Raw genomic sequence first — 26,491 nt, forward strand, 5'->3', positions numbered from 1 at the left:
CTTGTGTTTTGTTTAGTTTTCAAGGAACTTTTATCATCTCTCAATAATGACAGCTATTAAATGATAACGCATGGACAACGAAAAGTCAATAGTTTTTTTATTTCGTTGTTGCAAGCAAGATAGATTGTATCACGTTACTGTTATTTATGCAACAGTTTTTTTGAAATAATAGTTCACAAAAAACGACCGATCCGTCTCCCACTGTTGCTTTGAGGTGGGAACTTCTCGGTCAACATCATAGAATTTCTTCGATATATAGGTCGCGCTGCTCGACTAATGAAAGCAACTGACCAGTTTTCATCACCTTGACAATCGGCCTTGCTGGTTCGTCGGGCTGGATAAATATCACCTCAGCCGTTTCACCGTTTGATAGTTTGACAATTGCCCCCGTTTGCAAGCTAATGAGATGGTTTACAAGCAAAGCAACCACTTCTGCATTTAATCGACCAAATTGCTCTCGCTGAATGGCTTCAATTGCCCGAAAGGGTGACTGCTTGCGGCGGTACAGACGTTCTGAAGTCATTGCATAGTATACGTCAGCGACCGCAATAAGCTGGCCATATGGATGAATTTTTTCAGCTTTGACTCGTAATGGATATCCGCTGCCGTCATTTCGCTCGTGATGTTGCAACACAGCCAACTTTGCTCCTTGGTTTAATGCGGCAATGTTTTGTACCATCCTATAACCCAAAATAGGATGTTGTTCTATTTCACGAAACTCCGCCTCGGTGAGTGCCGAAGGTTTCATCAAAATTTGGCTGCTTATTTTCGCCATACCACAATCAGATAAAACGCCAGCGAGCACGATTTGATGACATTCACCTTGACCGTAGCCGAGCTGCATGGCTAGAAACCCGGCGAGCAAACCGACGCTGACAGCGTGATGGTATAAATATTCTTCTTTTGTTGTGTAATGGTGAAGCATCAGCAACTCCCGCTTATGCTTTATCATTTTGTTGAAAAGTGGGATGGCGATCTCTCTGATTTCAACGATATCGACCGCTCCCCCCGCTTGCCATGACTGAAACGCTTTTTTATACCGTTGGACTGCTTGTAAATACAACATAACCGGACGTTCGTCGGCCTTCGTTGAGGCGGAGTCGCCTGCAAGGAAGGGCTCACCATTGGCTAATACCGGTTCGATCTCCACCTCATTAATCAGAAACTTGCTAAGCACGTGCAACAACTGCTTAGTGATGACCGTCTTTTTCGGCATAATCGGTTTTTTCGTTTTGCCAATCACATCTTGAGCAAGCACACAACCTTCGCGAAGCTGCTCCAATTTGACGCGCACCATCCGTTTATGCACCTCTGCCTATAACATTTATTTCTATCGTAACATGATTTTCCTTCCAATGGCAGTGCTTTCGGCCCAAAAAAAAAGAAAGACGCTCCGTACCTTAATGGACGGAACGTCATAGAAGCTAAGCCGAATGGCCTTCCTCTTCCTCTTTTTCTTCCTCGGTTACCTTTGCTACGGTGGCGACGCACTCGTGTTCATCTTCACCAGATAGGCGAATGAGTTTCACACCTTGAGCGACTCTCCCTGTTCGGGAAATATCACTGACCGAAATACGGATGAGTACACCACTGGTCGTAATCACCATTAAGTCTTCATTGCCAACGACAGTCGTCACTGCGACGACAGAACCGTTTCTTTCTGTAACGTTGCATGTTTTCAATCCCTTGCCGCCGCGGCTTTGCACTCGATATTCCGAGGCCGGAGTGCGCTTACCGAATCCTTTTTTCGTGACAACAAGCACGTCGTGGTGGTCTTCTAAAATCTCCATGCTAACGACTTCATCATTGTCATCAAGCGTGATTGCTTTGACTCCGGTTGCGCTACGGCCCATCGTTCGCACATCGGTTTCCGGGAAACGGATAAGCATCCCATTTTTCGTGCCGATAATCAAATGTTTTTGGCCGTCCGTCAATCTGACGGAAATCAGCTCATCCCCTTCGCGCAAATGAATAGCAATGAGCCCATTGTTGCGAATGTGGGCGAAGGAGGAAAGTGAGGAGCGCTTGGCGATCCCTTGTTTTGTCGAAAACACAAGGTAACGTTCGTCGTCAAATGTTTCAATCGGGATCATAGCGTTAATCCACTCGTCTTTATCGAGCTCAAGCAAGTTAATGATCGGCAGTCCTTTGGCCGTTCGGCCGAACTCTGGGATTTCGTAGCCTTTCGCCTGATATACTTTCCCTTTGTTTGTAAAAAATAGTACGGTGTCATGGGTCGATGTAATAAGCAAATGTTCGACAAAATCGTCTTCCGATGTGTGCATCCCTTGCACGCCTCGGCCACCGCGCTTTTGACTCCGATATGTCGATAAAGGTAGACGCTTAATATAGCCTTTATGGGTGAGTGTAATGACAATATGCTCATGCGGAATCAAGTCTTCGTCGTCCAGCTGTTCGACAGCTCCAACAACGATTTCCGTACGCCGCTCATCGTTAAATCGTTCTTTAATCTCGCTAAGCTCGTCGCGAATAATTTGCAACACTTTCTCTTCGTCAGCCAACACCGCTCTCAGTTCAGCGATGAGACGGACAATGTCTTGATATTCTTGTTCAATTTTCTCCCGTTCAAGGCCGGTCAGCCGCTGTAGACGCATATCCAAGATCGCTTGTGCCTGCCGTTCACTGAGCGAGAATCGCTCCATCAATCCTTCGCGTGCTGCCTCCGTTGTCTGCGAACGTCGGATCAAGTCGATCACTTCATCCAAATGATCGAGGGCGATACGCAAACCTTCCAAAATGTGGGCGCGTGCCTCGGCCTTTTTGAGTTCGAATGCCGTCCGGCGGCGAATGACCGTTTTTTGATGGTTTAAATAATGCTCCAAGCATTCTTTTAAGTTCAGCACTTTCGGCTCGCCGTTCACTAAGGCGAGCATATTAATTCCGAAACTTGTTTGTAGGGCTGTATATTTGTACAAATTGTTTAAAACGACTTTCGCGTTCGCATCACGCCGCACTTCAATGACGATGCGCATACCGTTCCGGTCCGACTCGTCGCGCAAGTCAGTAATCCCGTCAATTTTTCTCTCACGTACAAGCTCAGCAATCCGTTCAATCAGTTTCGCTTTGTTCACTTGGTAAGGGAGTTCACTGACAATAATCGTTTCTTTGCCATTGGCATGCTGCTCAATTTCAGCCTTAGCGCGCAATGTAATCGAGCCTCGTCCCGTTTCATACGCTTTGCGGATGCCGCTGCGGCCGATAATTTGTCCGGCAGTCGGAAAATCAGGACCAGGGATGTATTCCATTAAGTCAGCGACTGTCATTTCCGGGTTTTGGCTTAGCGCCAACAAAGCGTCGATTACCTCACCAAGCTGATGCGGCGGAATGTTCGTCGCCATCCCAACAGCGATACCCGATGAACCATTGACAAGCAAGTTTGGAAACCGAGACGGCAGCACCACCGGCTCTTTTTCCGAGCCATCATAGTTGTCTTGGTAGTCGATCGTATCTTTGTTGATATCACGCAACAGTTCCATCGCGATTTTGGACATCCGCGCTTCCGTATAACGCATGGCGGCCGCTGCATCGCCGTCGATCGATCCAAAGTTGCCGTGCCCATCAACGAGCATATATCGATAGTTGAAATCTTGCGCCATGCGCACCATTGTATCATACACGGCGGCATCGCCGTGCGGATGGTATTTCCCGATCACTTCGCCGACAATGCGAGCCGATTTTTTGTACGGTTTATCGGCGGTCATGCCAAGATCATGCATGGCGTATAAAATGCGGCGGTGCACCGGTTTCAATCCGTCGCGCACATCCGGCAAGGCGCGCGAAACGATGACGCTCATTGCATAATCGAGGAACGAAGAGCGCATTTCTTGGCTAATATTCACTTCGCGAATGCGTGGTTGTTCGTGTTCTGCCATTCGTCCAAACCTCCCTTTTGAACCTCCACCGCTCCGTTCTGCCTTATAAGCGGCAGAAACAGACAAGCGGCGGGCGCCGCTTCGCTCGCGCGCCGGGTGATCCCGTCGGCAAGGTAAAGCGGGGAGGGCGGCCGCTTCCCTCTCTTCTCAGCCTAAATATCCAAGTTTTTCACATAACGGGCGTTTTCTTCAATAAACTGACGACGCGGTTCCACCTTGTCGCCCATTAAAATTTCAAATGTTTCATCCGCGTCAATCGCGTCTTGTAGGCTCACTTGCAGCAATGTTCTCGTTTCCGGGTTCATCGTCGTTTCCCAAAGTTGCTCTGGATTCATCTCGCCCAATCCTTTGTAGCGCTGAATCATCGGTTTTGGCTGAGCCGGCAGTTCGGCAAGAATTTTTTCGAGCTGACGGTCATTGTAAGCATAACGCACTTGTTTTCCTTGCTCGATTTTATATAGCGGCGGCTGGGCGATATAAATGTAGCCGCGTTCGATCAATTCACGCATATAGCGGTAAAAGAACGTCAAAAGGAGCGTGCGGATATGGGCGCCGTCGACGTCCGCGTCGGTCATGATAATGACTTTATGGTAACGCGCTTTTGAGATGTCAAAGTCTTCACCAATGCCGGTGCCAAGCGCAGTGATGATTGCCCGCACCTCATTATTCGACAAAATCTTGTCCAAACGCGCTTTTTCTACGTTAAGAATTTTCCCGCGCAGCGGTAAAATCGCTTGGAAATGTCGGTCGCGCCCTTGTTTTGCTGAACCACCCGCCGAATCGCCCTCTACGACGTACAGTTCGCTGATTGATGGATCTCTCGATGAACAATCAGCCAGCTTGCCGGGCAAGTTGGAAATTTCAAGCGCGCTTTTCCGACGTGTCAGTTCGCGCGCTTTTTTCGCCGCGACCCGGGCGCGCGCTGCCATCATACCTTTTTCGACAATTTTTCGAGCAACAGCTGGATGTTCAAGTAAAAACGTCTCGAACTGCTCAGAGAAAACGGCGTCTGTCACAGTGCGCGCATCGCTGTTGCCAAGTTTTGTTTTCGTCTGCCCCTCAAACTGCGGAGCCGGGTGCTTGATCGACACGATGGCTGTCAGTCCCTCGCGCACATCCTCACCGGTCAAGTTGGCATCGTTGTCTTTAAAAATTTGCTGTTTGCGAGCATAGTCATTGATAATGCGCGTCAGCGCCATTTTAAAGCCGGACTCATGCGTGCCCCCTTCATGCGTATGGATGTTGTTAACGAATGAGTAAATGTTGCTTGTGTAGCCGTCGTTATATTGCAAGGCAATTTCAACGGCGATGCCGTCGCGCTCGCCAGCAATGTAAATCGGCTCTTCGTGCAGCACTTCCCGTGTCCGGTTTAAATGGCGAACATAAGAGCGAATACCACCCTCATAAAAATATTCATTTTTCCGGTTGTCAACCCGTTCGTCCGTTAGGGTAATTTTCAAGCCGCGGTTTAAAAAAGCGAGCTCGCGCAGCCGAGTAGCCAGCGTCTCATAGTCAAACTCGGTTGTTTCTGTAAAAATTTCCGGGTCCGGCTTGAAACGGGTCGTCGTCCCGGTTCGGTCCGTTTCGTCGATAACTTGCAGGTCGGTGCGAGGTTCACCTCGTTCGTATTTTTGGTAGTGGATTTTTCCGTCACGATACACGTAAACTTCGAGCCATTCCGATAAGGCGTTCACAACTGAGGCACCGACGCCATGCAAGCCGCCCGATACTTTGTAGCCCCCTCCACCAAACTTTCCGCCGGCGTGAAGGACAGTCATAATGACCTCAACAGCTGGACGCCCCGTCGCCTCGTGCACATCAACCGGAATACCGCGCCCGTTGTCAGCGATCGTAATGCTGTTATCTTCTCCGATCGTCACATGAATTTCCGTGCAATAGCCGGCCAATGCCTCATCGATACTGTTGTCGACGATTTCCCAGACGAGATGGTGAAGCCCTTTTGGTCCTGTCGAACCGATGTACATTCCTGGGCGTTTCCGAACCGCCTCAAGGCCTTCAAGCACTTGGATTTGGCTCGCATCGTACGCCTGCTCAACCCGTTGTTCCATTGTCATGCCATATCACCTACGCTTTCTTTGCAAACGTTCAACGTTCCACAATCAAGAAGGGGCGGCTACCGAACCGGAGTGAACTCGATAAATGGCCGCTTCTTGAATGAGATCGTGCTTAATGCCGTCGATACTTGTTGTAGTGACAAAAGTTTGCACTTTTTTCCGGATCGCATCAAGGAGGTGGGTTTGTCGGAAGTCATCCAGTTCCGACAACACATCATCGAGCAATAAAATGGGGTAATCTCCTAACTCAGAAAAGATGAGTTCAATTTCCGCTAGTTTGACCGCCAGCGCTGTTGTGCGCTGCTGCCCTTGGGAGCCGAATGTTTGCACGTTTTTTCCATTGACGATAAACGCAATGTCATCACGGTGTGGGCCGACAAGCGTCGTTCCCCGCTGAATTTCCCGCTCTCTCATGGCGGCAAACGTTTCACTGTATGCTTCTACTATTCTCGACAATTCTGCCTTTTCTGATACGTCAACTGATGGTTCGTATCGAATGTGAAGCCGTTCGGCGCCACGACTGATTTCATGGTGGATCGGCATTGCCCATTGCTCGAGCAACGCTAAAAACTGGCGGCGCCGCAGGGTGATTTTTGCCGCCAGCACCATGAGCTGCTCGGTTAATACGTCGAGCACTGCTTCATCGTGTTGCTCACGTGCCTGCATCATTTTCAAGTAATGATTGCGCTGCTGCAACAGCTTTTGATATTGGCTTAAATCATGTATATAAACGGGCGATACTTGCCCGATTTCCATGTCGATAAACCGGCGCCGTACTTGCGGGCTTCCTTTGACTAAATTCAAGTCCTCAGGAGCGAACATGACAACGTTTAAATGGCCAACATATTGGCTGAGCCGCTGCTGTTCAATATGGTTACATCTTGCCTTTTTTCCCTTTTTTGAGATCGTCAGTTCAAGCGCTAAAGAACCGCTTCGCTTTTCTGCTCTTCCTTCTATTTTAGCATAGTCTTCATTCCAACGGATAAGGTCTTTATCGTTCGTGGTGCGGTGCGATTTTGCCATGGCCAGAACATAAATGGCCTCCATCATGTTCGTCTTTCCTTGGGCGTTTTCCCCTAAGATGATGTTAACGCCTTGGTCAAAACTTAACGTCTCATGTTCATAATTGCGGTAGTTCGTTAGTGTTAAGTTAGTCAGAAACACCCGGCCTTCACCTACTCCACTTGCGTGACGATAAACGTGCCGATCCGTTCAATCTCAACTCGGTCGCCGTCTTTCAGTTTCCGGCCGCGCCGGTCCTCTTTTTCACCGTTAACGAATACATTGTATTCTTGCAAAAACCATTTCGCTGCGCCGCCTGTCTCAATCAAATTCACTAGCTTTAGCAGCTGTCCTAACGTAATCGTTTCCGTAGTAATTGTTACTTTTTGTTCCATCCGCTTATCGCTCGCTTTCCTTCAAACTGCCTATTCTTTTATTTTACCGAAAAACTCTTCCACTCGCAAAGAAAGCCGATGAGCAAGGACAGTCAAAGGGATTCCCATCCTTCTCATCGGTCACGGAAAAAGTCATGTTTAAGACAGCACAGCCGTTATGCGCGTAAAGCTAGCTTTATTAAGGGGTTATCAATATGTTCTTACCGGCAAAATAAGCTGAAGCATTGAGTCTGTATGAAGTGGACGCAACAAGAACGGACGCATTGCCCCCGTGAAACTGATTTGAATATCGTTGCCATCAAGCGCCCGCAGCGCATCCATCATGTATTTTGCGCTGAAGGAAATGTTTAATTCTTCGCCTTCAATCGACTCGGTTTGCAACTGCTCAGTCACTTTTCCGATCTCCGGAGAAATCGAAGAAATCTCAAGTAATCCTCCAGGGAGCGTCGTCAGTTTCACGACATTGTTTCTTCCTTCCCTTGCAAGCAAGGATGCCCGATCGATCGCTTGCAAAAATTCTTTTGCATTGACGACCATGTTCGTTTTGCTGTCGGTTGGGATCAAGCGGGCTGTCTCCGGGTAATTTCCGTCGAGCAATCGGGAAAAGAACAGAAGATGTTCCGCCTTAAACAACACTTGGTTGGCCGTGATAACGATACTGACTGGAGCATTGCCGTCATCTAAAATTTTGCTCAGCTCGTTGAGGCTTTTCCCTGGAATGACGACGTTATATGAAATCGCGTTTTCCGCTTCGATTTTCACTTTGCGCATCGCTAGGCGGTGACTATCTGTCGCCGTACAAATCAATTCGCCGTTTTCGACTTTCCAGTTGACACCTGTCAAGATCGGGCGTGTTTCCGATGTTGATACAGCAAACACTGTTTGTCGGATCAGCGTTTTTAATAAATCGGCCGGAATTTGAAACACGTTTTCCTCTTCAATTTGCGGCAAACGTGGATATTCCTCAGCGTTTAAGCCATTGAGACGGAATTCTGAGTGTCCTGAGCGGATGACAGTCAAGAAGTTGTCCTCGGTTTCAATCTCAATGGTTTGTTGAGGCAGCTTTTTGACGATTTCGGCAAAAAAGCGCGCTTGCAGCACGATGCTTCCGGGTCTTTTTACGTCAACAAGCAAGCGTCCCTCTTTTTCGAGCGGAATAAACGACTCAATCGAAATGTCAGAGTCACTTCCGGTCAACGTCACTCCATGGGCGTTTGCTGTTAACTTAATTCCGGTTAAAATCGGGATCGTTGTTCTTGTCGATACAGCTTTCATTACGTCTTGGACGCTTTTTGCCAGCGCTTCGCGATCAATGGAAATGTTCACTTGTCGTTCCTCCCCGTTTAGTTGATGTTCGGAAATAAATTATAAAAATATAAAAATAAAAATTCGTAGTAATAGTCATATGGCTTGTTAGTATGTGGATAAACAAGAAAAGCGAAGTAAGCACAGCCTGTCCACATGTGGATAAGCTGTGCATAAAACAAAGCCGGTTATTCACAGTTGCTTCAGCTTTTCTTGGATTTCTTTTAAATGTTTCTGCAGCTGCGTGTCGGTTTGCAAAAGCTTTGATATTTTTTCATGGGCGTGGATGACCGTCGTATGATCGCGGCCGCCAAATTCGTCGCCGATTTTCGGCAGCGAACAGTCAGTCAGCTCACGGGAGAGATACATGGCGATTTGTCGGGGGAACGCGACCGATTTTGTCCGTTTTTTTGCTTTAAAATCTTCAAGCTTAATGTTGAAATGCTGCCCAACAACGCGCTGAATGTCCTGGATTGTAATTACTTTTGGCTTCGCGCTCGGAATGATATCCTTCAACGCTTCCGCTGCCAAGTCAGCCGTGATTTCTTTATTGATGAGCGATGAGTAGGCGACGACGCGGATAAGAGCGCCTTCGAGCTCACGGATGTTCGAATCAATTTGGTTGGCGATATAAAGCATGACTTCGTTCGGGATGTCAAATCCCTCTGCCTTTGCTTTTTTGCGGAGAATGGCGATCCGCGTTTCTAAATCAGGCGGCGTGATGTCCGTGATCAGTCCCCACTCAAAGCGAGAGCGCAAGCGATCTTCAAGCGTCGGGATTTCTTTTGGTGGCCGGTCACTCGAAATAACGATTTGCTTACTTTCTTCATGCAGTGTGTTAAACGTATGGAAAAATTCCTCTTGAGTTTGTTCTTTTCCAGCCAGAAATTGAATATCATCAATAAGCAGAACGTCGACGTTCCGGTACTTATTGCGAAAGTCGTCAGGGCGGTTATCGCGGATGGCGTTAATAAACTCGTTTGTAAATTTTTCCGAAGACAAATAGACGACTTTCGCGGATGGGTTATGTTCAATTACGTAATGGCCGATCGCGTGCATTAAGTGTGTCTTTCCAAGCCCGACTCCGCCGTAAATGAAGAGGGGGTTATACGCCTTAGCCGGCGCCTCAGCGACCGCTAACGAGGCGGCATGAGCAAACCGGTTTCCAGAGCCAATAACGAACGTATCGAACGTATATTTTGGATTTAACATGCTCTGTGGGAAGTCGTTCGCCTCTTCATACGGCTTTCGTTGTTTTTTCGCCGACGACGGAAGCTCCAATTTTTCATCAGCCTGATTTGGCGGAATGATAAATTTGACCGCCAGCTCTTCACCGGTAATCGCGTAAATGGTTTCCGCAATTAAATGGGAATAGCGGGAATCAAGCCAGTCTCTAGCAAACTCGTTTGGGGCTACGATGACGAGCGTGTCACCTCGTAAAGAGTGGGCTTTCGTCGATTTAAGCCAAGTTTCAAAGCTCGGCTTGCTAATTTTTCGTTCGATTTCTCCAAGCACGCGATCCCATAAGTCATGGATATTTTCCACCCGTTGCCCCTCCCTTAATTCAGAGGATAATGGTTCGTTTAAAAAAATAAATTTGTGGAAAAATATATTTAAGGAAAAAAGGCGGCTTTTCGACAAAATCCACCATCTGTGGACAACACTATAAACAAGCTGTGAAAAAATATATCCACATCCTATCCACAAATGTGGATATCTTTTTTTATCCACACGATTATTCATAGTGAAAACACATTAATAATAGCAAATAAAGCAGCTTGTTGCAATGGTGTTTTTTTGATTATCCACAAAACGGACAGGCTGTGAAAAAATCGTTATCCACACCGCTGAACATGTGAAAAAAATGTCGATAAATGTTGTGGATTATTATTTAGGGCAGAAAAATTATCCACAACAGTGATAGAGGGAGAAAAATACGAAGGCGGTTGACATTTGCTAAGATTGTTCAATATAATGAGAAAGACTGCCCGTAACAGTTATTCCCTAGGGAGGTGTCATAGATGAAACGGACGTATCAACCAAATAAACGGAAGCGCAGCAAAGTGCACGGATTCCGCGCGCGCATGAGCACGAAAAATGGAAGAAAAGTATTGGCGCGTCGCCGTCGCAAAGGAAGAAAGGTATTGTCTGCATAATAGGCCACTGAAACATCAGTGGTCTTTTTTCTCAACATTTTGCCGTCGGGAAATTAGGCAAGTGGAGTGTTTTGGGAAAATGAAAAAAAAGTATCGGATCAAAAAAAACGAGGAATTTCAAGAAGTGTTTCGACGCGGTGTTTCGACGGCCAACCGCCAGTTTGTTGTGTATACGCTTGACCGTCCGGAGCAGCCTTACTTTCGCATCGGGCTTTCGGTCAGCAAAAAGCTTGGCAAAGCGGTTGTCAGAAACCAAATTAAACGATACGTCCGCCAATGTTTTCTTGAATTAAAAGAGGAGGTTGTCCCGGGCAAGGACTACGTCATTATTGCTAGGCAGCCTGTGGCTGAAATGGGCTATGCAGAAGTGAAAAAAAGCTTGCTCCATGTGCTGCGGAAAGCTGGGGGATTGAAAAAGAGAGGCCGAACAACGGATTTGGCTTGAAAAAATGCTCCACGCGGCGAAAAAAGGTGGTAAAATACATACGTGAACTTGTACATGTGGGAGGAAAAAGAAGGTGAAAAGGCGAATTCCATTGATTGTTTTGCTTAGTGCATTGGCTGCCATGCTGTCCGGATGCACGGAAATTAATGAACCGATCACCCAAGAAAGCAAGGGATTTTGGAACGAATATATCGTTTATCCGCTTTCTTGGCTTATTAAATATGTCGCTGAGTTGCTTGGCGGAAGCTTCGGGTTATCGATCATTGTCGTTACCATTCTCATCCGTCTGCTCATTTTGCCGCTGATGATTCAACAGACGCGCAATGCGAAAGCGATGCAAGCGCTTCAGCCTGAAATTGAGGCGTTGCGCAAAAAATACAGTTCCAAAGACGCGCAAACCCAGCAAAAGCTCCAGCAAGAGATGATGTTATTGTTCCAAAAGCACGGCGTCAACCCGATGGCTGGCTGCTTCCCGATTTTAATTCAAATGCCGATTTTAATCGGTTTCTACCATGCTATTATGCGCACAAGGGAAATCGCTCAACATAACTTTTTATGGTTCGACCTTGGTGACAAGGACCCATACTATATTTTGCCTTTAGTTGCCGGATTGACGACGTTCATCCAGCAAAAAATTATGATGGCCGGCTCTGCTCAGCAAAATCCACAAATGGCGATGATGCTTTGGATGATGCCGATTATGATTGTCATTTTTGCGATCAACTTCCCGGCCGCCTTGTCGCTTTACTGGGTTGTTGGAAATATTTTCTCCATTGTGCAAACGTATCTCATTAAAGGGCCGGCTGTTTCTGCCCATTCAGGAGGAGCGAAAAAGTGAAAGAAGTGACCGCGACTGCCGCAACAGTCGAAGAAGCGGTGGAGTTGGCGCTCGCACAGCTCGGCGTGCCTCGGGAGCGCGCGGATATCGTCGTAATCGATGAAGGAAAAAAAGGTTGGTTCGGCCTGTTTGGTGGTCGGCCGGCGGTTGTGAAAGCAGTGCTGAAAATCGATCCGGTTGAGGAGACGGTACGTTTTTTGCAGCAGGTTATCACGCAAATGGGAGCGGAAGGGGCAAACATTGAAGTCGCCCGCCGCGGCAAGCAAGTGACGCTCCACATTCAAGGAGGGCCGGTCGGTTTGCTGATTGGCAAACACGGGCAAACGTTAAACGCGCTTCAGTTTTTGACGCAGCTCGTCGCCAACCGCCATGCCGACGAATACGTGTCGATTGCCGTCGATGTAGAAAATTACCGCGAACGAAGGAAACAGGCGCTTGTCGAATTAGCACATAAGCTAGCGGCTAGGGTGGTCAAGACGGGGAAAGAAGTCAAGCTTGAGCCGATGCCGGCGCATGAGCGGAAAATCATTCATTTGGCACTGGCCGGCAATAAACATGTCTCCACCTATTCGATCGGGGTTGACCCACATCGTTCGATCGTCGTTTCGCCAGCAGCAGGCAAAAAATCGTCAAGGAAAGAGGCACCTCTTTAAACAACATAGAGGAAGCCTCTCTTTTTTTGGCTTCTATTTCTAGGGCGAAGCGAATGTCTAACATGTTTATGTCTAATACCATGTCTTATTTTGCGAATGTATGTTCTATATAGTTTGTATCAGCCCTATACATTTTAGACAACCGGCCTGAGCGTGCCATATTGTTATTCACATGTGGATAAGTTAAAATTGAACTAAACAAAAATACACAAGGTGAATACGGCCAAAAAAAGTTGTGGATATAGATGGAACGGAGAAAAGCGAGGTGAACAAGCCATGACAGAATTTGATACAATTGCCGCTATTTCGACGCCGATGGGAGAAGGGGCGATCGCCATTGTTCGGCTGAGCGGGGATGAGGCGGTAGAGATCGCCGATCGGCTTTTCCGCAGTCCAACTGGAAAGCAGCTGAAAGACGTGCCGTCACACACGATTCATTATGGGCATATTGTTGACCCAAAAAGCGGGCGGATCGTTGAGGAAGTGATGGTATCGGTCATGCGGGCGCCGAAAACATTTACGCGTGAAGATGTAGTAGAGATTAATTGCCATGGCGGGTTCGTTTCCGTCAATCGGGTGTTGCAGCTTGTGCTCGCGAACGGAGCGCGCCTCGCCGAGCCGGGGGAGTTTACGAAGCGAGCGTTTTTAAACGGACGCATCGACTTATCCCAGGCTGAAGCGGTCATTGACCTCATTCGCGCCAAAACGGACCGAGCGATGAACGTCGCCTTGCAGCAAATGGAGGGGCGCTTGTCGAAATTGATCCGCGAATTGCGGCAGACGATTTTAGAAACGTTGGCGCACGTTGAAGTCAACATCGACTATCCGGAATACGATGATGTCGAGGAGATGACGCCACGTCTACTAAAAGAGAAAGCAGAATACGTGCGTGGGCAAATTGAAAAACTGCTTTCGACCGCTACCCAAGGGAAAATTTTGCGCGAAGGTTTGGCGACGGTTATTATCGGGCGGCCGAACGTCGGCAAGTCCTCACTGTTAAATGCGCTTGCTCACGAAAACCGAGCGATCGTCACTGATATTCCGGGAACGACGCGCGATGTCATCGAAGAGTATGTCAACGTTCGCGGTGTGCCGCTCCGCTTGATTGATACGGCTGGCATCCGTGAAACAGAAGATATTGTTGAACGGATTGGCGTCGAGCGCTCACGGCAAATGTTGAAGAAGGCCGATTTAATTTTGCTTGTTTTGAACTATCATGAACCGCTGACAGAAGAGGATGAGCGGCTGTTTGCAATGACAGAAGGAATGGATGTTATTGTTATCGTCAATAAAACGGATTTGCCTCAGAACATTGATATAGAGCGGGTCAAAGAGCTTGCGGCTGGCCGGCCGATTGTGGCAACATCACTATTGTGTGAACGAGGAATTGATGAACTGGAAAAAGCGATTGCTGACTTATTTTTTGGTGGTGAACTCGAAGCCCGCGATTTGACTTATGTCTCGAATTCCCGGCATATCGCGTTGCTCGAACAGGCGAAAAAGGCGATCGAAGATGCGCTGTCCGGCATTGATGTTGGCATGCCGGTCGATCTCGTTCAAATCGATTTGCGCCGCGCGTGGGAGCTGCTTGGCGAAATCGTTGGCGATACAGTGCATGAAAGCCTGATTGATCAGCTGTTTGCCCAATTTTGTTTAGGAAAATAAACAAGGAGGAACCGAAATGGAGTATCACGGAGGATCGTATGACGTCATCGTCATCGGTGCTGGTCATGCCGGCTGCGAGGCGGCTCTGGCGTCTGCGCGCATCGGTGCGAAAACGCTCGTCATTACGCTTAACCTCGATATGATCGCATTTATGCCATGCAATCCGTCGATTGGCGGCCCAGCGAAAGGGATCGTCGTGCGCGAAATCGATGCTCTCGGCGGAGAAATGGGGAAAAACATTGATAAAACATACATTCAAATTCGGATGCTCAACACCGGCAAGGGGCCGGCTGTCCGCGCGTTGCGTGCGCAAGCGGACAAAGTGCTTTACCAGCGGGAAATGAAAAAGACGCTCGAAAACCAGAAAAATTTGACGTTGCTGCAGGGGAAAGTCGAGCGGCTCATCGTCGAAGATGGCGTCTGCAAAGGCGTCATTACGCAAACAGGAGCGCATTATTACGCCAAAGCGGTTGTCATTACGACTGGGACGTTTCTACGTGGGGAAATTATTATTGGCGATATTAAATATTCAAGCGGACCGAACAACCAGCAGCCGTCGATTAAGCTGTCTGAGCATTTAGAAGAGCTTGGGTTCGAGCTCGTTCGCTTCAAAACGGGAACGCCGCCGCGCGTTAACAGCCGGACAATTGACTACAGCAAAACAGAAATTCAGCCGGGCGACGAGGAACCGCGGGCTTTTTCGTACGAAACGACGAAATACATCACCGACCAACTGCCTTGCTGGCTGACGTATACGACAGAGGAAACTCATCGCATCATTGACGAAAACTTGCATTTGTCGCCGATGTATTCCGGCATGATTAAAGGAACCGGACCGCGCTATTGTCCGTCGATCGAGGATAAAGTCGTCCGATTCCACGACAAACCGCGTCATCAAATTTTCCTCGAGCCGGAAGGGCGGGAAACGGAAGAAGTGTACGTGCAAGGATTGTCGACAAGCTTGCCGGAACATATTCAACGCAAGTTGCTTGAGACTATTCCTGGACTTGAGAAAGCGCAGCTTATGCGGGCTGGCTATGCGATCGAGTACGATGCGATTGTGCCGACACAGTTATGGCCGACGTTGGAAACCAAGTTGGTGAAAAACTTATACACCGCTGGTCAAATTAACGGTACGTCCGGCTACGAAGAAGCGGCGGGTCAAGGCATTATGGCCGGCATTAACGCCGCCCATCGCGCGCTCGGCCGCGAGGAAATCATTTTAAGTCGTTCGGATGCCTATATCGGTGTCTTGATCGACGATTTAGTAACAAAAGGGACAAACGAGCCGTACCGCTTGTTGACATCACGCGCTGAATATCGGCTGTTGCTCCGCCACGACAATGCTGATTTGCGCCTGACCGAGCTTGGCTATCGGATCGGCCTTATTTCCGAAGAGAGGTACCAAGCGTTCTTGGCGAAAAAAGAGGCAATCGAACGGGAGAAAAAACGGTTGCAAACGGTCATCATCAAACCGACGCCAGAAGTGCAGGAAGTGATCCGCCAAGCAGGGGGAAGCGAGCTGAAAGATGGCATCCGCGCTGCAGACTTGCTCCGGCGCCCAGAAATGACGTACGAACATATTCAAAAACTCGCGCCGGCTGACGAAGACATCGCTCCAGAAGTGGCTGAGCAAGTTGAAATTCAAATCAAATATGAAGGCTATATTCAAAAATCGTTGCAAGAAGTTGAACGGCTCAAAAAAATGGAAAACAAAAAAATTCCGGAAGATATCGATTACGACGCTATCCAAGGACTGGCGACTGAGGCGCGGCAAAAGCTGAAACAAGTACGCCCGCTCTCGATTGCCCAAGCATCGCGCATTTCGGGCGTCAATCCGGCCGATATTTCGATATTATTAGTGTATTTGGAACAAGGAAGAATCGCGCGCGTGTCGAATGAATAAATCATGAGGGAAAGGATTGGCTTATGGAGGCGACACAATTTCAAGCCATGCTCGAAGAGAGGGGAATTTCCCTCTCTTCCCAGGCGCTTGCACAGTTTGAGCGCTATTATGAACTGCTCGTTGAATGGAACGAGAAGATGAATTTGACCGCCATTACGGACAAGCCCGGTGTATATGTGAAACATTTCTTTGATTCGGTTTCTCCGGCGTTTTATTACGACTTTTCCGAGCCGTTCTCGCTTTGCGACGTTGGTGCTGGGGCAGGATTCCCGAGCATCCCGCTTAAAATTTGCTTTCCGCACTTGCGCGTTTCGATTGTCGATTCGCTGCAAAAACGCATCCGCTTTTTACAGCATCTTGTTGAGGAACTAGGGCTTAAAGATATCGCCCTTTACCACGATCGTGCCGAGACGTTTGCTCGCCAAAAGGGGATGCGCGAATCGTTCGACGTCGTTACGGCTAGGGCAGTGGCGCGTATGCCGGTGCTTGCCGAGCTTTGCCTTCCGCTTACGAAAGTCGGCGGTACATTCCTCGCGATGAAAGCTGCTTCGGCCCCCGAAGAGTTGAAAGAGGGGGAAAAAGCGATCGCCGTGCTCGGTGGGGAAGTAACTGCGACGGAAACATTCATGCTGCCATTTGAGGAAGGCGAACGGACGATCATTTTCGTTCAAAAAACGAAAAAGACGCCGGCCCGATACCCGCGCAAACCGGGAACGCCAAATAAACAACCGATTCAGTAACCCTTTGCGGACGCGGCGGGAAAGGGAAAGAGAAAAGAGGTTGTACCGGCTCCCGCCTCGCGTTCCGTTTCGAGGAAAACAAAGACGGCCATAAACAGCGGCACCTGCCGGGCGAAACAGAGAATATTGGCCAAGTATGTCCAAAGGTGGTGTAGGGGGATGAAGCATCCGTTTTCACGTTTGTTCAGCTTTGGAGAAAAAGAGAAAGAAGAGGCGGGGGACAAGCAAGAGAGGGAAGAAGTTCGCAACATTCCGGTTGCCAGTATTATTCCGAACCGTTTTCAGCCGCGCACGGTATTTGATGAAGAAAAAATTGCCGAACTGGCGTTGACGATTCGCACGCACGGCATCATCCAACCGATCGTCGTCCGCGAATGCGACAACGGACAATTTGAAATCATCGCCGGCGAGCGGAGATGGAGAGCGGTGCAAAAGCTTGGTTGGACGGAAATCCCCGCTATTATTAAAAACTTAAACGATAAAGAAACCGCCTCCGTTGCCCTCATTGAAAACTTGCAGCGTGAGGAACTGACGCCAATCGAAGAGGCGATGGCGTATGCCAGATTGATCGAACTCCACGATTTAACGCAGGAAGCGCTTGCCCAACGCCTCGGCAAAGGGCAGTCGACCATCGCCAACAAGCTGCGACTGCTTAAGCTTCCCCAAGAAGTGCAGGAGGCACTCCTGCAACGGGCGATTACCGAACGCCATGCGCGTGCGTTAATTGCATTGAAAGATAAAGAGAAACAGCTGAAGCTTCTGCAAGAAATCATCGATAAACAATTAAACGTCAAACAAACAGAAGACCGCGTGCTAAAGATGCTTGAGGCAGGCGAACGAAAGCCGAAGCCGAAGAGAAAGGCGTTCAGCCGAGATATGCGCATCGCTGTCAATACGATTCGCCAATCGCTTTCCATGGTAGAAAATAGCGGGGTGTCGGTCCATTCTGAAGAAGAAGAGTTTGACGATTACTATCAAATTACGATTCGCATTGCAAAAAAATAACGAAGTCACCTGTTGCCTCATCAAGCGCGGCTGATGGGGTTTTTTCTTTCAGAAAACAAAGTCATTTTTCTTTTTTTCATGATAAAATAGAATTTATGAGTAATAGATAGAGGTAGGTGGCATCGTGGGCAAAGTCATTGCTATTGCAAACCAGAAAGGCGGAGTTGGGAAAACGACGACAGCCGTCAACTTGTCGGCTTGTTTGGCGTATCTCGGAAAAAAAGTGCTGCTTGTTGACGTCGATCCGCAAGGGAACGCAACGAGCGGAATCGGCATTGAAAAGGGCGATGTCGACGAATGCATTTACAACGTCATTATTGGCGATATGAAAGCAAAAGATGTCATTCGGCCGACAAATATCGAAAATTTATACGTAATTCCGGCGACGATCCAGCTAGCAGGCGCAGAAATTGAGCTCGTTTCGGTCATTTCCCGTGAAATTCGGCTTAAAAACGCGCTCGATCCGCTCAAGACTGTGTATGATTTTATCATTATTGACTGTCCTCCTTCGTTAGGATTGCTGACGTTAAATGCGTTGACGGCGGCGGATGCTGTCCTGATCCCTGTTCAGTGCGAATATTATGCGCTTGAAGGGCTCAGCCAGCTGCTGAACACGATCCGGCTCGTGCAGCGGCACTTAAACTATGATTTACGCCTTGAAGGCGTCTTGTTAACCATGCTTGATGCACGGACGAATTTAGGTTTACAAGTGATTCAAGAAGTCAAAAAGTATTTCCGCGAAAAAGTGTACGAAACGATCATCCCGAGAAACGTGCGGCTGAGCGAGGCGCCAAGCCACGGCAAGCCGATTATTTTATACGATGTCAAATCGCGGGGAGCGGAAGTGTATTTGGAACTGGCGAAGGAGGTGCTTGAACGTGGCTAAAGGTCTCGGTAAAGGCATCAATGCGCTGTTTAACAACCTCTCGCTCAACGGGGAAGAGGAAACCATCTTCGAAGTCAGCATTTCTGATCTCCATCCGAACCCGTACCAGCCGCGGAAAACGTTTCAGCCTGAGGCGATTGAGGAACTAAAACAATCGATTTTGCAGCACGGTATTTTGCAGCCGCTCATCGTTCGTCGCTCGCTGAAAGGGTTTGAAATCGTCGTTGGCGAGCGGCGCTACCGGGCGGCAAAAGAAGCAAATTTGCCGTCCGTTCCTGTTGTCGTGCGCGAGTTAACGGACGAACAAATGATGGAGTTTGCGCTTTTGGAAAACTTGCAACGTGAGGATTTGAACCCGATCGAAGAAGCGATGGCGTATAAAATGTTGATGGACAAGCTGCACTTGACCCAAGAGGAAATTGCCAGCCGCGTCGGGAAGAGCCGTCCGCACATTGCCAACCATTTGCGCTTATTGTCTCTTCCGCCCGAAGTACAAAAGCTGCTCATTGACGGCACACTTTCGATGGGACACGGTCGTGCGCTCTTAGGGCTGAAGAAAAAAGGAAAAATGAAGTCCATCGTTGAGCGAACGGTTCGTGAAGGGCTGAACGTGCGCCAGCTTGAGAAACTGGTCCAGCAAATGAATGAAAATGTTTCACGTGAAACATCGAAACGAAAACCACCGGAAAAAAGCGTGTTTATCCGGGAAAGCGAATCGCTGTTGCGCGAAAAATTTGGCACGAACGTCACGATTAAACAGTCAAAGAAAAAAGGGAAAATCGAAATCGAATTTTTTTCTCCGGAAGACTTAGAGAGAATATTGGAACTGCTTGACGTACAGTTCGATGAGTAGAGCGGCCCTTAACCAAGGCCGGTTTATTTTTATTAGAGAGGATTGAACACCATGGTATTGCTAGGGACGATTGTCAACGGAATTAGCATTGTTGTCGGAGCCTTGATCGGAAAATGGTTTCACCGTATTCCCGAACGGGTAAAAGAGACAGTAATGGGGGGCATCGGGCTAGCAGTAGCACTTCTTGGCATTCAGATGGGAATGAAAAGCGAGCAGTTTCTTATCGTCATTTTCAGCCTCGTTTTTGGCGGTATTCTCGGGGAGCTTTGGAACTGGGAGGAAAAGTTGAATCGGCTCGGCCAATGGTTGGAGAAGAAAGTCGGCGGCCACGGGGAAGGAAGCATTGCGAAAGGGTTTGTCAGCGCGACATTATTATTTGTCATCGGTGCGATGGCGATTGTCGGGGCGCTTGACAGTGGGTTGCGCGGCGACCATAGCGTCTTGTATACGAAATCGATTTTGGATGGATTTACCAGTGTTATTTTGACAACGACGCTTGGCATCGGTGTCATTTTCTCTACGCTGCCCGTTATCATATACGAAGGCAGCATCGCTTTGTTGGCGACACAAATCGAGCGATTTGTGCCAAGGGAAGTGTTGGATGCGTTTATCGCTGAATCGACAGCAACCGGGGGAATTTTAATTATAGCTATCGGGCTGAATATGCTTGGTTTGACAAACATTCGCGTGGCCAATTTGTTGCCGAGTATTCTTGTAACGGCAGCGGCTGTTTTCATTCTTTCGTTCGTTTAACAAAAGTTGCTGTCGACACCTTTAAGGGAAGGAAAAAAGAAATCCCCTTCTTGAAATAGCTTGTCAAGAGGGGGATTGGCCACTCACCATAATGAATGTCGATCTTTCGGAAACGGTTGGACGGCAAGCCGTTCCTTCCGGATGAGATGCCGTTCTGCCTCATAAATGCCGTTGGCGATCGTTTTGGCCATATTCATGACGAGATGAAGGCTTGTATTTTGCAGGACGAAAAATTCCATAAATCCGCTCACATTCACTACTCCGGTAATATGGGCGTCGCCGACGGGAAGAAGCTGTTTATTCACCCCAGCTCCAGGGCGAACCGGTCCTTTGGCTACAGTGATGGCGCCAACACTTTTCAGCCGTCCGAGACAAGCATCGACCGCGATCATAAATGGATCACCATGAATGAGCTGAATGGCTTCCACTTTTTCTTCTAGGTTGACAGCGTGGATCGGTTCTTCAAGCGTTCCGTAGACGTGAAAGCGGGTCAATGGCTTCTCCTGTAGCATCGTGCCGACAAGCGGTCCGAGCGAATCACCGGTTGAACGGTCTGTGCCGATGCAGACGATGGCGATCGGTTGGACGAGCGGATCCGGAAGCAGCGAAGCGATCCGCCAGGCAATCGCGGCCACCGCTCCTTGTTCATCGTAAAAAATACGATTTCTATCCTCCTTGGAAGAGAAAAATATCGACGGTATGCTCATTCACTTCACTCCTACTTTCGATTCAAAAGTATTAACAGTATACGGAAAATAAAAGAATGATATACATCTTGACGTTTGTTTTTCTTTTTCATCTTGTGCATGACTACAAATCAACGATCGATCTTGTTAAAATAAAAAGCGCAGAATGAAATAAGGTAGAGGTGTCGTCAACGTTGAAGACAATTGAAAAAACGGTGAATCCGTTCTTTGAGTTTTTGACAGATGAGAGCTTGTGGACTGAGATCGGAAAAAAGACGCTTTATATTATTCTTATCCTACTCATATGCGCCGTAGCGGTGAAAGTATTGAAAATGGCCGTCCATAATGCATTCAAAATGCGCCAGAAAGCACCGCTCCGATTTTCGGAACGTCGTGAGATGACACTAGCGCGACTGCTCGACAACGTCATTACATACGCATTATATTTTATTGCGTTATTGATGATTTTAGATACGTTGGGTGTTCCCGTTAAAGGGCTGTTGGCCGGGGCTGGCGTCGTCGGCTTGGCCGTTGGCTTCGGGGCGCAGAGTTTAGTGAAAGACATCATTAGCGGATTTTTCATCATTTTTGAAGACCAGTTTGCTGTTGGTGATTACGTGCGCATCGACAATTTTGAAGGGTATGTGGAAGAAATTGGGTTGCGGGTGACGAAAATTAAAAGTTGGACTGGAGAAGTGCACATTTTACCGAACGGCAGCATCACGCAAGTGACAAACTATTCGCTTCATAATAGCTTGGCGGTTGTAGACGTCAGCATCGCTTACGAAGAGGATATTGAAGAGGCAGAACAAGCAATTCGCGAGCTTCTGCCGCAGCTGCCGGCAAAATATGAAGATATGGTCGCTCCGCCGGAACTGCTCGGCGTGCAAAATGTGACCGGTCCGGAAGTCGTGCTCCGCATTGTATGTGAAACAAAACCGATGTGCCATATCGGTATAGGAAGAGCCATTCGCAAAGAAGTAAAGATGCTTTTAGACGAACGAGGGATCGAAGTTGCGTATCCACGACTCGTGCTGCATCGCCGGGATGAAGACGAACAGTCTGCGGTGAAGCGGCAAAGGGAACAATCGTGATGATATGGGGGTGAGCGGATGGAAGGGAAAGAATTTGGTTTGTATGATATCGTTGAAATGAAAAAACCGCATCCGTGCGGTACGAACCGTTGGAAGGTGATTCGTCTAGGCGCTGATATTCGCATTAAATGTGAAGGATGCGCCCATAGTGTTCTTTTGCCGCGCAAAGAGTTTATCCGTAAAATGAAAAAAGTGTTAGTCAAGCACGAGGAATAGAGAAATGCGAACCAAAAAAGCATGGGCAGCTGTCCCATGCTCTTTTGTTAATTAAGAGGGGAAAGGATGGAAATCACGCATGTGACGTCATGCCCGCTCAATGGCTGGGATGTATGCGGGTTGAAAGTGACGGTGAAGGAAGGAAAAGTTGTGCGCATTGACGGCGATGAACAACACCCGATCACGTAAGGGAGCATTTGCAGGTGCGGACGAATGTTGAAAGAGCGGGTCAATGCTAAGGAATGTCTCCTTTATCCACTGAAAAAAGTGAACGGGCAGCTTATCTGTGTTTCGTGGAAAGAGACGTTTGATGATATTGCTCGAAACGTGCGGGAATTAAAAAACGGTTCGGTCCGACAGCTGTGCTTCGTAACCATGATTACGCCAATAACGGGCTGTTGAAAAAATTGGACCGACGTTTTTTCAATTGTTATGGTGGAGTGACGGAACTTGTCGGCAGCCTTTGCTGGGGTGCGGGGATTGAAGCGCAAACGTGAGATTTTGGCAACGCGTACAGTCATTCACCAGAAGATATCAAGGAATAGTCGTCATATCGTTATTTGGGAGCGAAACGTCGCCCGGACGAACATGCATTGATATGCAACCATTAGACAGAATCCATCGAGTAAGTATCTCATTTTCATTCCGCCGGGCGAGGCAAATCCCGACCTTTGGATTTGGACGGAGCTGGCGAAGCGCGTAGGCTTTGCAGATGAATTTGCCTATATGCGCGAGCAGTTTCTCGCGATGGTGCTTCGACCTTTGGAACGAGACGGCATTACGCTTGAACGGCTGAAGGCAGAGCACCGCGTTTTTTTGTCTGTCGAACCGGTGCCATGGCGCGACCGTCGCTTTCAAACGCCAAGCGGCAAATATGAGCTCACATCTAGCATCGTTCGACAAAAAGGGATGGATGGCCGTCTCCAAATCATGTATCCGGCTGAATCAAAAGAATCGAATCCGTTATTGGCCGCGAAATATCCGTACCGGTTGCTGACGATCCATCCGCTCCGGTCGAACCATTTGCAGCACTATCCGCTCATTCCGGCGCTGCAGATGGTTCACATTGAAGTTGCAGCTGATGTTGCCGACGAAAAAGGGCGCATTGATGGTGATCAGGTGCTTGTCTACAACGACCGCGGCTCGCTCGCCGGCACGTTCAAAGTGTTCGATGGCGCTTATCCGGGAACAATCAATATTGATGAAGAACAATGAAGAGACGTTTGGCGGTTCGTTTAACGTACTCACGTTGGATTTGGAGTCGGACAATGGCTGCGGCAGTACACTGTATGACTGTTTAGTTCACATTCAAAAAATAGCGCTGGAAGAAAGAGAAACGACCTAAAAAACGCTTTTTCCGGAACAGACTGGCGGTACGCTTGTCATTTTTCTTGCCAGCCCATATAATGAGGGAAGATGCGAACGGGAAAGAGGAGTGGGACGAATGGGATTGACAGCAGGAATTGTCGGCTTGCCGAACGTCGGCAAATCGACGTTGTTTAACGCGATTACAAAGGCAGGAGCTGAATCAGCCAACTATCCGTTTTGTACGATTGAACCAAACGTTGGTGTCGTCGAAGTACCTGATGAGCGGTTAAATGTACTGATGGAAATGTTCCAGCCGAAGCGCACGGTGCCGACCGTCTTTGAATTTACCGATATTGCCGGCATCGTCAAAGGAGCGAGCAAAGGAGAAGGGCTCGGCAACAAGTTTTTATCGCACATTCGTCAAGTGGACGCGATTTGCCAAGTGGTTCGTTGTTTTAACGATGAAAACATTACCCACGTTGCCGGCAAGGTCGATCCACTGGCCGATATTGAAACGATCAATTTGGAGCTTATTTTCGCCGATTTAGAAACAGTAGACAAACGAATCGAACGGGTCGGCAAAATTGCCAAGCAAAAAGACAAAGAAGCAGCGTTTGAATACGACATTTTGCTGCGATTAAAAGAGACGCTTGAAGCCGGCAAACCGGCGCGTACGGTCGAATTCACTGATGAAGAGATGAGAGTCGTTAAACAGCTACATTTGTTGACGACAAAGCCGATGCTTTACGTCGCTAATGTCGGGGAAGAAGATGTGGTTGATCCAGATAGCAATCCGTTCGTTGCTGAAGTGCGCGAGTTTGCGAAGAGCGACAATGCTGAGGTCATCGTCGTTTGCGCTAAAATTGAAGAAGAAATCGCTGAATTCAGCGACGAAGAAAAACAACAGTTTTTGCAAGAGCTCGGCATTAAGCAGTCTGGTCTTGACCAGCTCATCCGCGCTGCTTACAGCTTGTTGGGACTGGCTACATTTTTCACTGCCGGTGAGCAAGAAGTACGAGCATGGACGTTCCGGAAAGGAATGAAAGCGCCGCAATGCGCTGGCATTATTCACTCTGACTTTGAACGTGGATTTATTCGCGCTGAAACTGTTTCGTACGCTGATTTAGTCGCTGCTGGATCGATGGCGGCAGCGCGGGAAGCCGGCAAAGTGCGCCTTGAAGGAAAAGATTACGAAGTGCAAGATGGCGATATTATGCACTTCCGGTTTAACGTGTAACATAACGGCAAGTTCGAGGAAAAACGATCACATTTGCCGAAGGAAAACTCTCTAACTGGTACGCTGTTTTCCGTAATGGCGCTGGAAGATGTTTGCGCAGGCAGAATGCGAGACATTCCCTTGCTTATCACTTGCAATCATGGTATAATCAACGAATGTGAGTAATGGCTATTACTCCTTGCCCTTCAGCGGAAGGGCCGTTTAGACCAAAAGGAGGTGACGAGCGTGAGAAAATACGAAATCATGTATATCATCCGCCCGAACATGGACGATGAAGCAAGACAAGCTGTCGTCGAACGCTTCAACAACGTGTTGAAAGAAAAAGGTGCGGAGATTACGAATGTGACGGATTGGGGCAAACGCCGTTTAGCCTATGAAATTGAAAAATACCGTGACGGTTATTACATGATTCTCAACGTCATGGCAGAACCGCAAGCGGTGCAAGAATTTGATCGCTTAGCGCGCATTAGCGAAGATATCATCCGTCATATCGTCGTAAAAGAAGAAAAATAATTTTTGGTATATGTTAAGAGGTGGTTCTGATGATTAACCGCGTCATTTTGGTCGGCAGGTTAACGAGAGATCCGGAGTTGCGCTACACTCCAAGCGGAGTGGCTGTTGCCACATTTACGCTCGCAGTCAACCGCCCGTTCACAAACCAGCAGGGCGAGCGTGAAGCTGATTTTATCCAATGTGTTGTTTGGCGTCGCCAGGCAGAAAACGTCGCTAACTTCTTAAAAAAAGGAAGTTTAGCCGGAGTGGACGGCCGGCTGCAAACTCGCAGCTATGAAAACCAAGAAGGCCGGCGCGTGTATGTGACGGAAGTGGTGGCTGATAACGTCCAATTTCTTGAGCCAAAAGGAAGCAACGAGCAACGTGGGGCAGCAGCAGGCGGCTACTATGGGGATCCGTTCCCATTCGGACAAGATCAGAACCACCGATACCCGAACGAAAAAGGGATTGGCCGCATTGATGAAGATCCTTTCGCCAATGACGGCCAACCGATCGATATTTCTGACGACGATTTGCCGTTTTAATTGATAAGGAAGACAGGGACAGAAAGGAGGAAACGGACCATGGCAGGACGGAAAGGTGGACGTGGCAAACGCCGCAAAGTATGTTATTTCACGGCGAATAACATCACGCATATCGACTACAAAGACGTTGATTTGCTGAAAAAATTCATTTCCGAACGCGGCAAAATTTTACCGCGTCGCGTGACAGGAACGAGCGCGAAATATCAGCGCAAATTGACGGTCGCGATCAAACGCGCGCGCCAAATGGCGCTCTTGCCGTATGTTGCGGACGAGTGAGCTGAAAAAAGCAGTAAGGGGGACCTTACTGCTTTTTTCTATTTATGCTGATTACTAGACGGAAAGG

At 48.2% G+C, this 26,491-nt stretch carries 28 protein-coding genes; 20 read left to right on the forward strand and 8 right to left on the reverse strand.

Going from position 1 to position 26,491, the window contains the following annotated elements:
• Window positions 1–235: 235 nt before the first annotated feature.
• From DSM465_RS0108050 to dnaA, 7 genes are all read right to left on the reverse strand, one after another.
• Window positions 236–1,297 carry an HD-GYP domain-containing protein gene (locus DSM465_RS0108050; RefSeq protein WP_011886593.1) on the reverse strand — a complete coding sequence of 354 codons (1,062 nt, stop codon included), beginning with the start codon at window positions 1,295–1,297 and terminating at the stop codon, window positions 236–238.
• 127 nt (window positions 1,298–1,424) lie between these two features.
• Window positions 1,425–3,893 (reverse strand): DNA gyrase subunit A, encoded by a 2,469-nt coding sequence (gene gyrA / locus DSM465_RS0108055; protein WP_011886592.1) that lies wholly within the window; start codon window positions 3,891–3,893, stop codon window positions 1,425–1,427.
• A 152-nt stretch (window positions 3,894–4,045) separates the two neighbouring features.
• Complete coding sequence (gene gyrB / locus DSM465_RS0108060) at window positions 4,046–5,968, reverse strand: DNA topoisomerase (ATP-hydrolyzing) subunit B (protein ID WP_011886591.1); 1,923 nt, start codon at window positions 5,966–5,968, stop codon at window positions 4,046–4,048.
• Window positions 5,969–6,013: 45 nt separating this feature from the next.
• Window positions 6,014–7,132, reverse strand: a complete 1,119-nt coding sequence (gene recF / locus DSM465_RS0108065; protein ID WP_008880836.1) for a DNA replication/repair protein RecF — start codon at window positions 7,130–7,132, stop codon at window positions 6,014–6,016.
• An 11-nt stretch (window positions 7,133–7,143) separates the two neighbouring features.
• Window positions 7,144–7,365 carry a S4 domain-containing protein YaaA gene (gene yaaA, locus DSM465_RS0108070; protein ID WP_011886590.1) on the reverse strand — a complete coding sequence of 74 codons (222 nt, stop codon included), beginning with the start codon at window positions 7,363–7,365 and terminating at the stop codon, window positions 7,144–7,146.
• A 189-nt stretch (window positions 7,366–7,554) separates the two neighbouring features.
• Window positions 7,555–8,691 (reverse strand): DNA polymerase III subunit beta, encoded by a 1,137-nt coding sequence (gene dnaN / locus DSM465_RS0108075; RefSeq protein WP_029761071.1) that lies wholly within the window; start codon window positions 8,689–8,691, stop codon window positions 7,555–7,557.
• 171 nt (window positions 8,692–8,862) lie between these two features.
• Window positions 8,863–10,215 carry a chromosomal replication initiator protein DnaA gene (gene dnaA / locus DSM465_RS0108080; RefSeq protein ID WP_011886589.1) on the reverse strand — a complete coding sequence of 451 codons (1,353 nt, stop codon included), beginning with the start codon at window positions 10,213–10,215 and terminating at the stop codon, window positions 8,863–8,865.
• Between the two features lie 476 nt (window positions 10,216–10,691).
• Between dnaA and rpmH the strand changes: the two genes are divergently transcribed.
• The 11 genes from rpmH to DSM465_RS0108135 all read left to right on the forward strand — a co-directional run bounded on the left by rpmH (window position 10,692) and on the right by DSM465_RS0108135 (window position 20,570).
• Window positions 10,692–10,826 carry a 50S ribosomal protein L34 gene (gene rpmH, locus DSM465_RS0108085; protein WP_003397591.1) on the forward strand — a complete coding sequence of 45 codons (135 nt, stop codon included), beginning with the start codon at window positions 10,692–10,694 and terminating at the stop codon, window positions 10,824–10,826.
• Window positions 10,827–10,905: 79 nt separating this feature from the next.
• The gene (gene rnpA, locus DSM465_RS0108090; RefSeq protein WP_011888464.1) at window positions 10,906–11,271 is read left to right on the forward strand and encodes a ribonuclease P protein component; all 366 of its coding nucleotides are present in this window, start codon (window positions 10,906–10,908) and stop codon (window positions 11,269–11,271) included.
• Window positions 11,272–11,344: 73 nt separating this feature from the next.
• Window positions 11,345–12,109, forward strand: coding sequence for a YidC family membrane integrase SpoIIIJ (gene spoIIIJ / locus DSM465_RS0108095; RefSeq protein WP_008880830.1), 765 nt, complete (start codon window positions 11,345–11,347; stop codon window positions 12,107–12,109).
• Window positions 12,106–12,762, forward strand: a complete 657-nt coding sequence (jag, locus tag DSM465_RS0108100; protein WP_029761073.1) for an RNA-binding cell elongation regulator Jag/EloR — start codon at window positions 12,106–12,108, stop codon at window positions 12,760–12,762. The genes spoIIIJ and jag overlap by 4 nt, the downstream gene beginning before the upstream one ends.
• 276 nt (window positions 12,763–13,038) lie before the next feature.
• Window positions 13,039–14,427, forward strand: coding sequence for a tRNA uridine-5-carboxymethylaminomethyl(34) synthesis GTPase MnmE (gene mnmE, locus DSM465_RS0108105; RefSeq protein WP_029761074.1), 1,389 nt, complete (start codon window positions 13,039–13,041; stop codon window positions 14,425–14,427).
• A 16-nt stretch (window positions 14,428–14,443) separates the two neighbouring features.
• The gene (gene mnmG, locus DSM465_RS0108110) at window positions 14,444–16,333 is read left to right on the forward strand and encodes a tRNA uridine-5-carboxymethylaminomethyl(34) synthesis enzyme MnmG (RefSeq protein WP_008880827.1); all 1,890 of its coding nucleotides are present in this window, start codon (window positions 14,444–14,446) and stop codon (window positions 16,331–16,333) included.
• A 23-nt stretch (window positions 16,334–16,356) separates the two neighbouring features.
• A complete protein-coding gene (gene rsmG, locus DSM465_RS0108115) occupies window positions 16,357–17,073 on the forward strand; it encodes a 16S rRNA (guanine(527)-N(7))-methyltransferase RsmG (RefSeq protein ID WP_029761075.1) in 717 nt (238 codons plus the stop codon).
• A 159-nt stretch (window positions 17,074–17,232) separates the two neighbouring features.
• The gene (gene noc, locus DSM465_RS0108120) at window positions 17,233–18,078 is read left to right on the forward strand and encodes a nucleoid occlusion protein (RefSeq protein ID WP_029761076.1); all 846 of its coding nucleotides are present in this window, start codon (window positions 17,233–17,235) and stop codon (window positions 18,076–18,078) included.
• Window positions 18,079–18,202: 124 nt separating this feature from the next.
• Window positions 18,203–18,964, forward strand: coding sequence for a ParA family protein (locus DSM465_RS0108125; protein ID WP_008880824.1), 762 nt, complete (start codon window positions 18,203–18,205; stop codon window positions 18,962–18,964).
• Window positions 18,957–19,817 (forward strand): ParB/RepB/Spo0J family partition protein, encoded by an 861-nt coding sequence (locus tag DSM465_RS0108130; RefSeq protein WP_008880823.1) that lies wholly within the window; start codon window positions 18,957–18,959, stop codon window positions 19,815–19,817. Before DSM465_RS0108125 ends, DSM465_RS0108130 begins: the two co-directional genes overlap by 8 nt.
• A 51-nt stretch (window positions 19,818–19,868) precedes the next feature.
• Window positions 19,869–20,570 (forward strand): DUF554 domain-containing protein, encoded by a 702-nt coding sequence (locus DSM465_RS0108135; protein ID WP_008880822.1) that lies wholly within the window; start codon window positions 19,869–19,871, stop codon window positions 20,568–20,570.
• A gap of 83 nt (window positions 20,571–20,653) precedes the next feature.
• Here DSM465_RS0108135 and yyaC read toward each other — a convergent pair whose 3' ends face one another.
• The gene (yyaC, locus tag DSM465_RS0108140; RefSeq protein ID WP_029761077.1) at window positions 20,654–21,277 is read right to left on the reverse strand and encodes a spore protease YyaC; all 624 of its coding nucleotides are present in this window, start codon (window positions 21,275–21,277) and stop codon (window positions 20,654–20,656) included.
• Window positions 21,278–21,450: 173 nt separating this feature from the next.
• On the opposite strand from yyaC, the gene DSM465_RS0108145 reads away from it, so the two are divergent.
• The 9 genes from DSM465_RS0108145 to rpsR all read left to right on the forward strand — a co-directional run bounded on the left by DSM465_RS0108145 (window position 21,451) and on the right by rpsR (window position 26,424).
• Entirely contained in the window at window positions 21,451–22,350 is a 900-nt protein-coding gene (locus tag DSM465_RS0108145; protein ID WP_029761078.1) for a mechanosensitive ion channel family protein, read from the forward strand.
• Between the two features lie 18 nt (window positions 22,351–22,368).
• A complete protein-coding gene (locus tag DSM465_RS0108150; protein WP_008880819.1) occupies window positions 22,369–22,566 on the forward strand; it encodes a DUF951 domain-containing protein in 198 nt (65 codons plus the stop codon).
• Between the two features lie 66 nt (window positions 22,567–22,632).
• The gene (locus tag DSM465_RS20235) at window positions 22,633–22,755 is read left to right on the forward strand and encodes a hypothetical protein (protein WP_374717259.1); all 123 of its coding nucleotides are present in this window, start codon (window positions 22,633–22,635) and stop codon (window positions 22,753–22,755) included.
• Between the two features lie 558 nt (window positions 22,756–23,313).
• Entirely contained in the window at window positions 23,314–23,781 is a 468-nt protein-coding gene (locus DSM465_RS20240) for a molybdopterin-dependent oxidoreductase family protein (protein WP_008880817.1), read from the forward strand.
• Window positions 23,768–23,911, forward strand: coding sequence for a hypothetical protein (locus DSM465_RS20245; RefSeq protein ID WP_374717258.1), 144 nt, complete (start codon window positions 23,768–23,770; stop codon window positions 23,909–23,911). Before DSM465_RS20240 ends, DSM465_RS20245 begins: the two co-directional genes overlap by 14 nt.
• A 99-nt stretch (window positions 23,912–24,010) precedes the next feature.
• The gene (gene ychF / locus DSM465_RS0108160) at window positions 24,011–25,111 is read left to right on the forward strand and encodes a redox-regulated ATPase YchF (RefSeq protein ID WP_008880816.1); all 1,101 of its coding nucleotides are present in this window, start codon (window positions 24,011–24,013) and stop codon (window positions 25,109–25,111) included.
• Between the two features lie 225 nt (window positions 25,112–25,336).
• A complete protein-coding gene (rpsF, locus tag DSM465_RS0108165; protein WP_008880815.1) occupies window positions 25,337–25,624 on the forward strand; it encodes a 30S ribosomal protein S6 in 288 nt (95 codons plus the stop codon).
• Between the two features lie 29 nt (window positions 25,625–25,653).
• Window positions 25,654–26,148 (forward strand): single-stranded DNA-binding protein, encoded by a 495-nt coding sequence (ssb, locus tag DSM465_RS0108170; RefSeq protein WP_011888458.1) that lies wholly within the window; start codon window positions 25,654–25,656, stop codon window positions 26,146–26,148.
• 39 nt (window positions 26,149–26,187) lie between these two features.
• Complete coding sequence (gene rpsR / locus DSM465_RS0108175) at window positions 26,188–26,424, forward strand: 30S ribosomal protein S18 (protein WP_008880812.1); 237 nt, start codon at window positions 26,188–26,190, stop codon at window positions 26,422–26,424.
• Window positions 26,425–26,491: the final 67 nt, after the last annotated feature.

Source organism: Geobacillus thermodenitrificans subsp. thermodenitrificans DSM 465 (assembly GCF_000496575.1).
GTDB classification, from domain to species: Bacteria; Bacillota; Bacilli; order Bacillales; family Anoxybacillaceae; genus Geobacillus; species Geobacillus thermodenitrificans.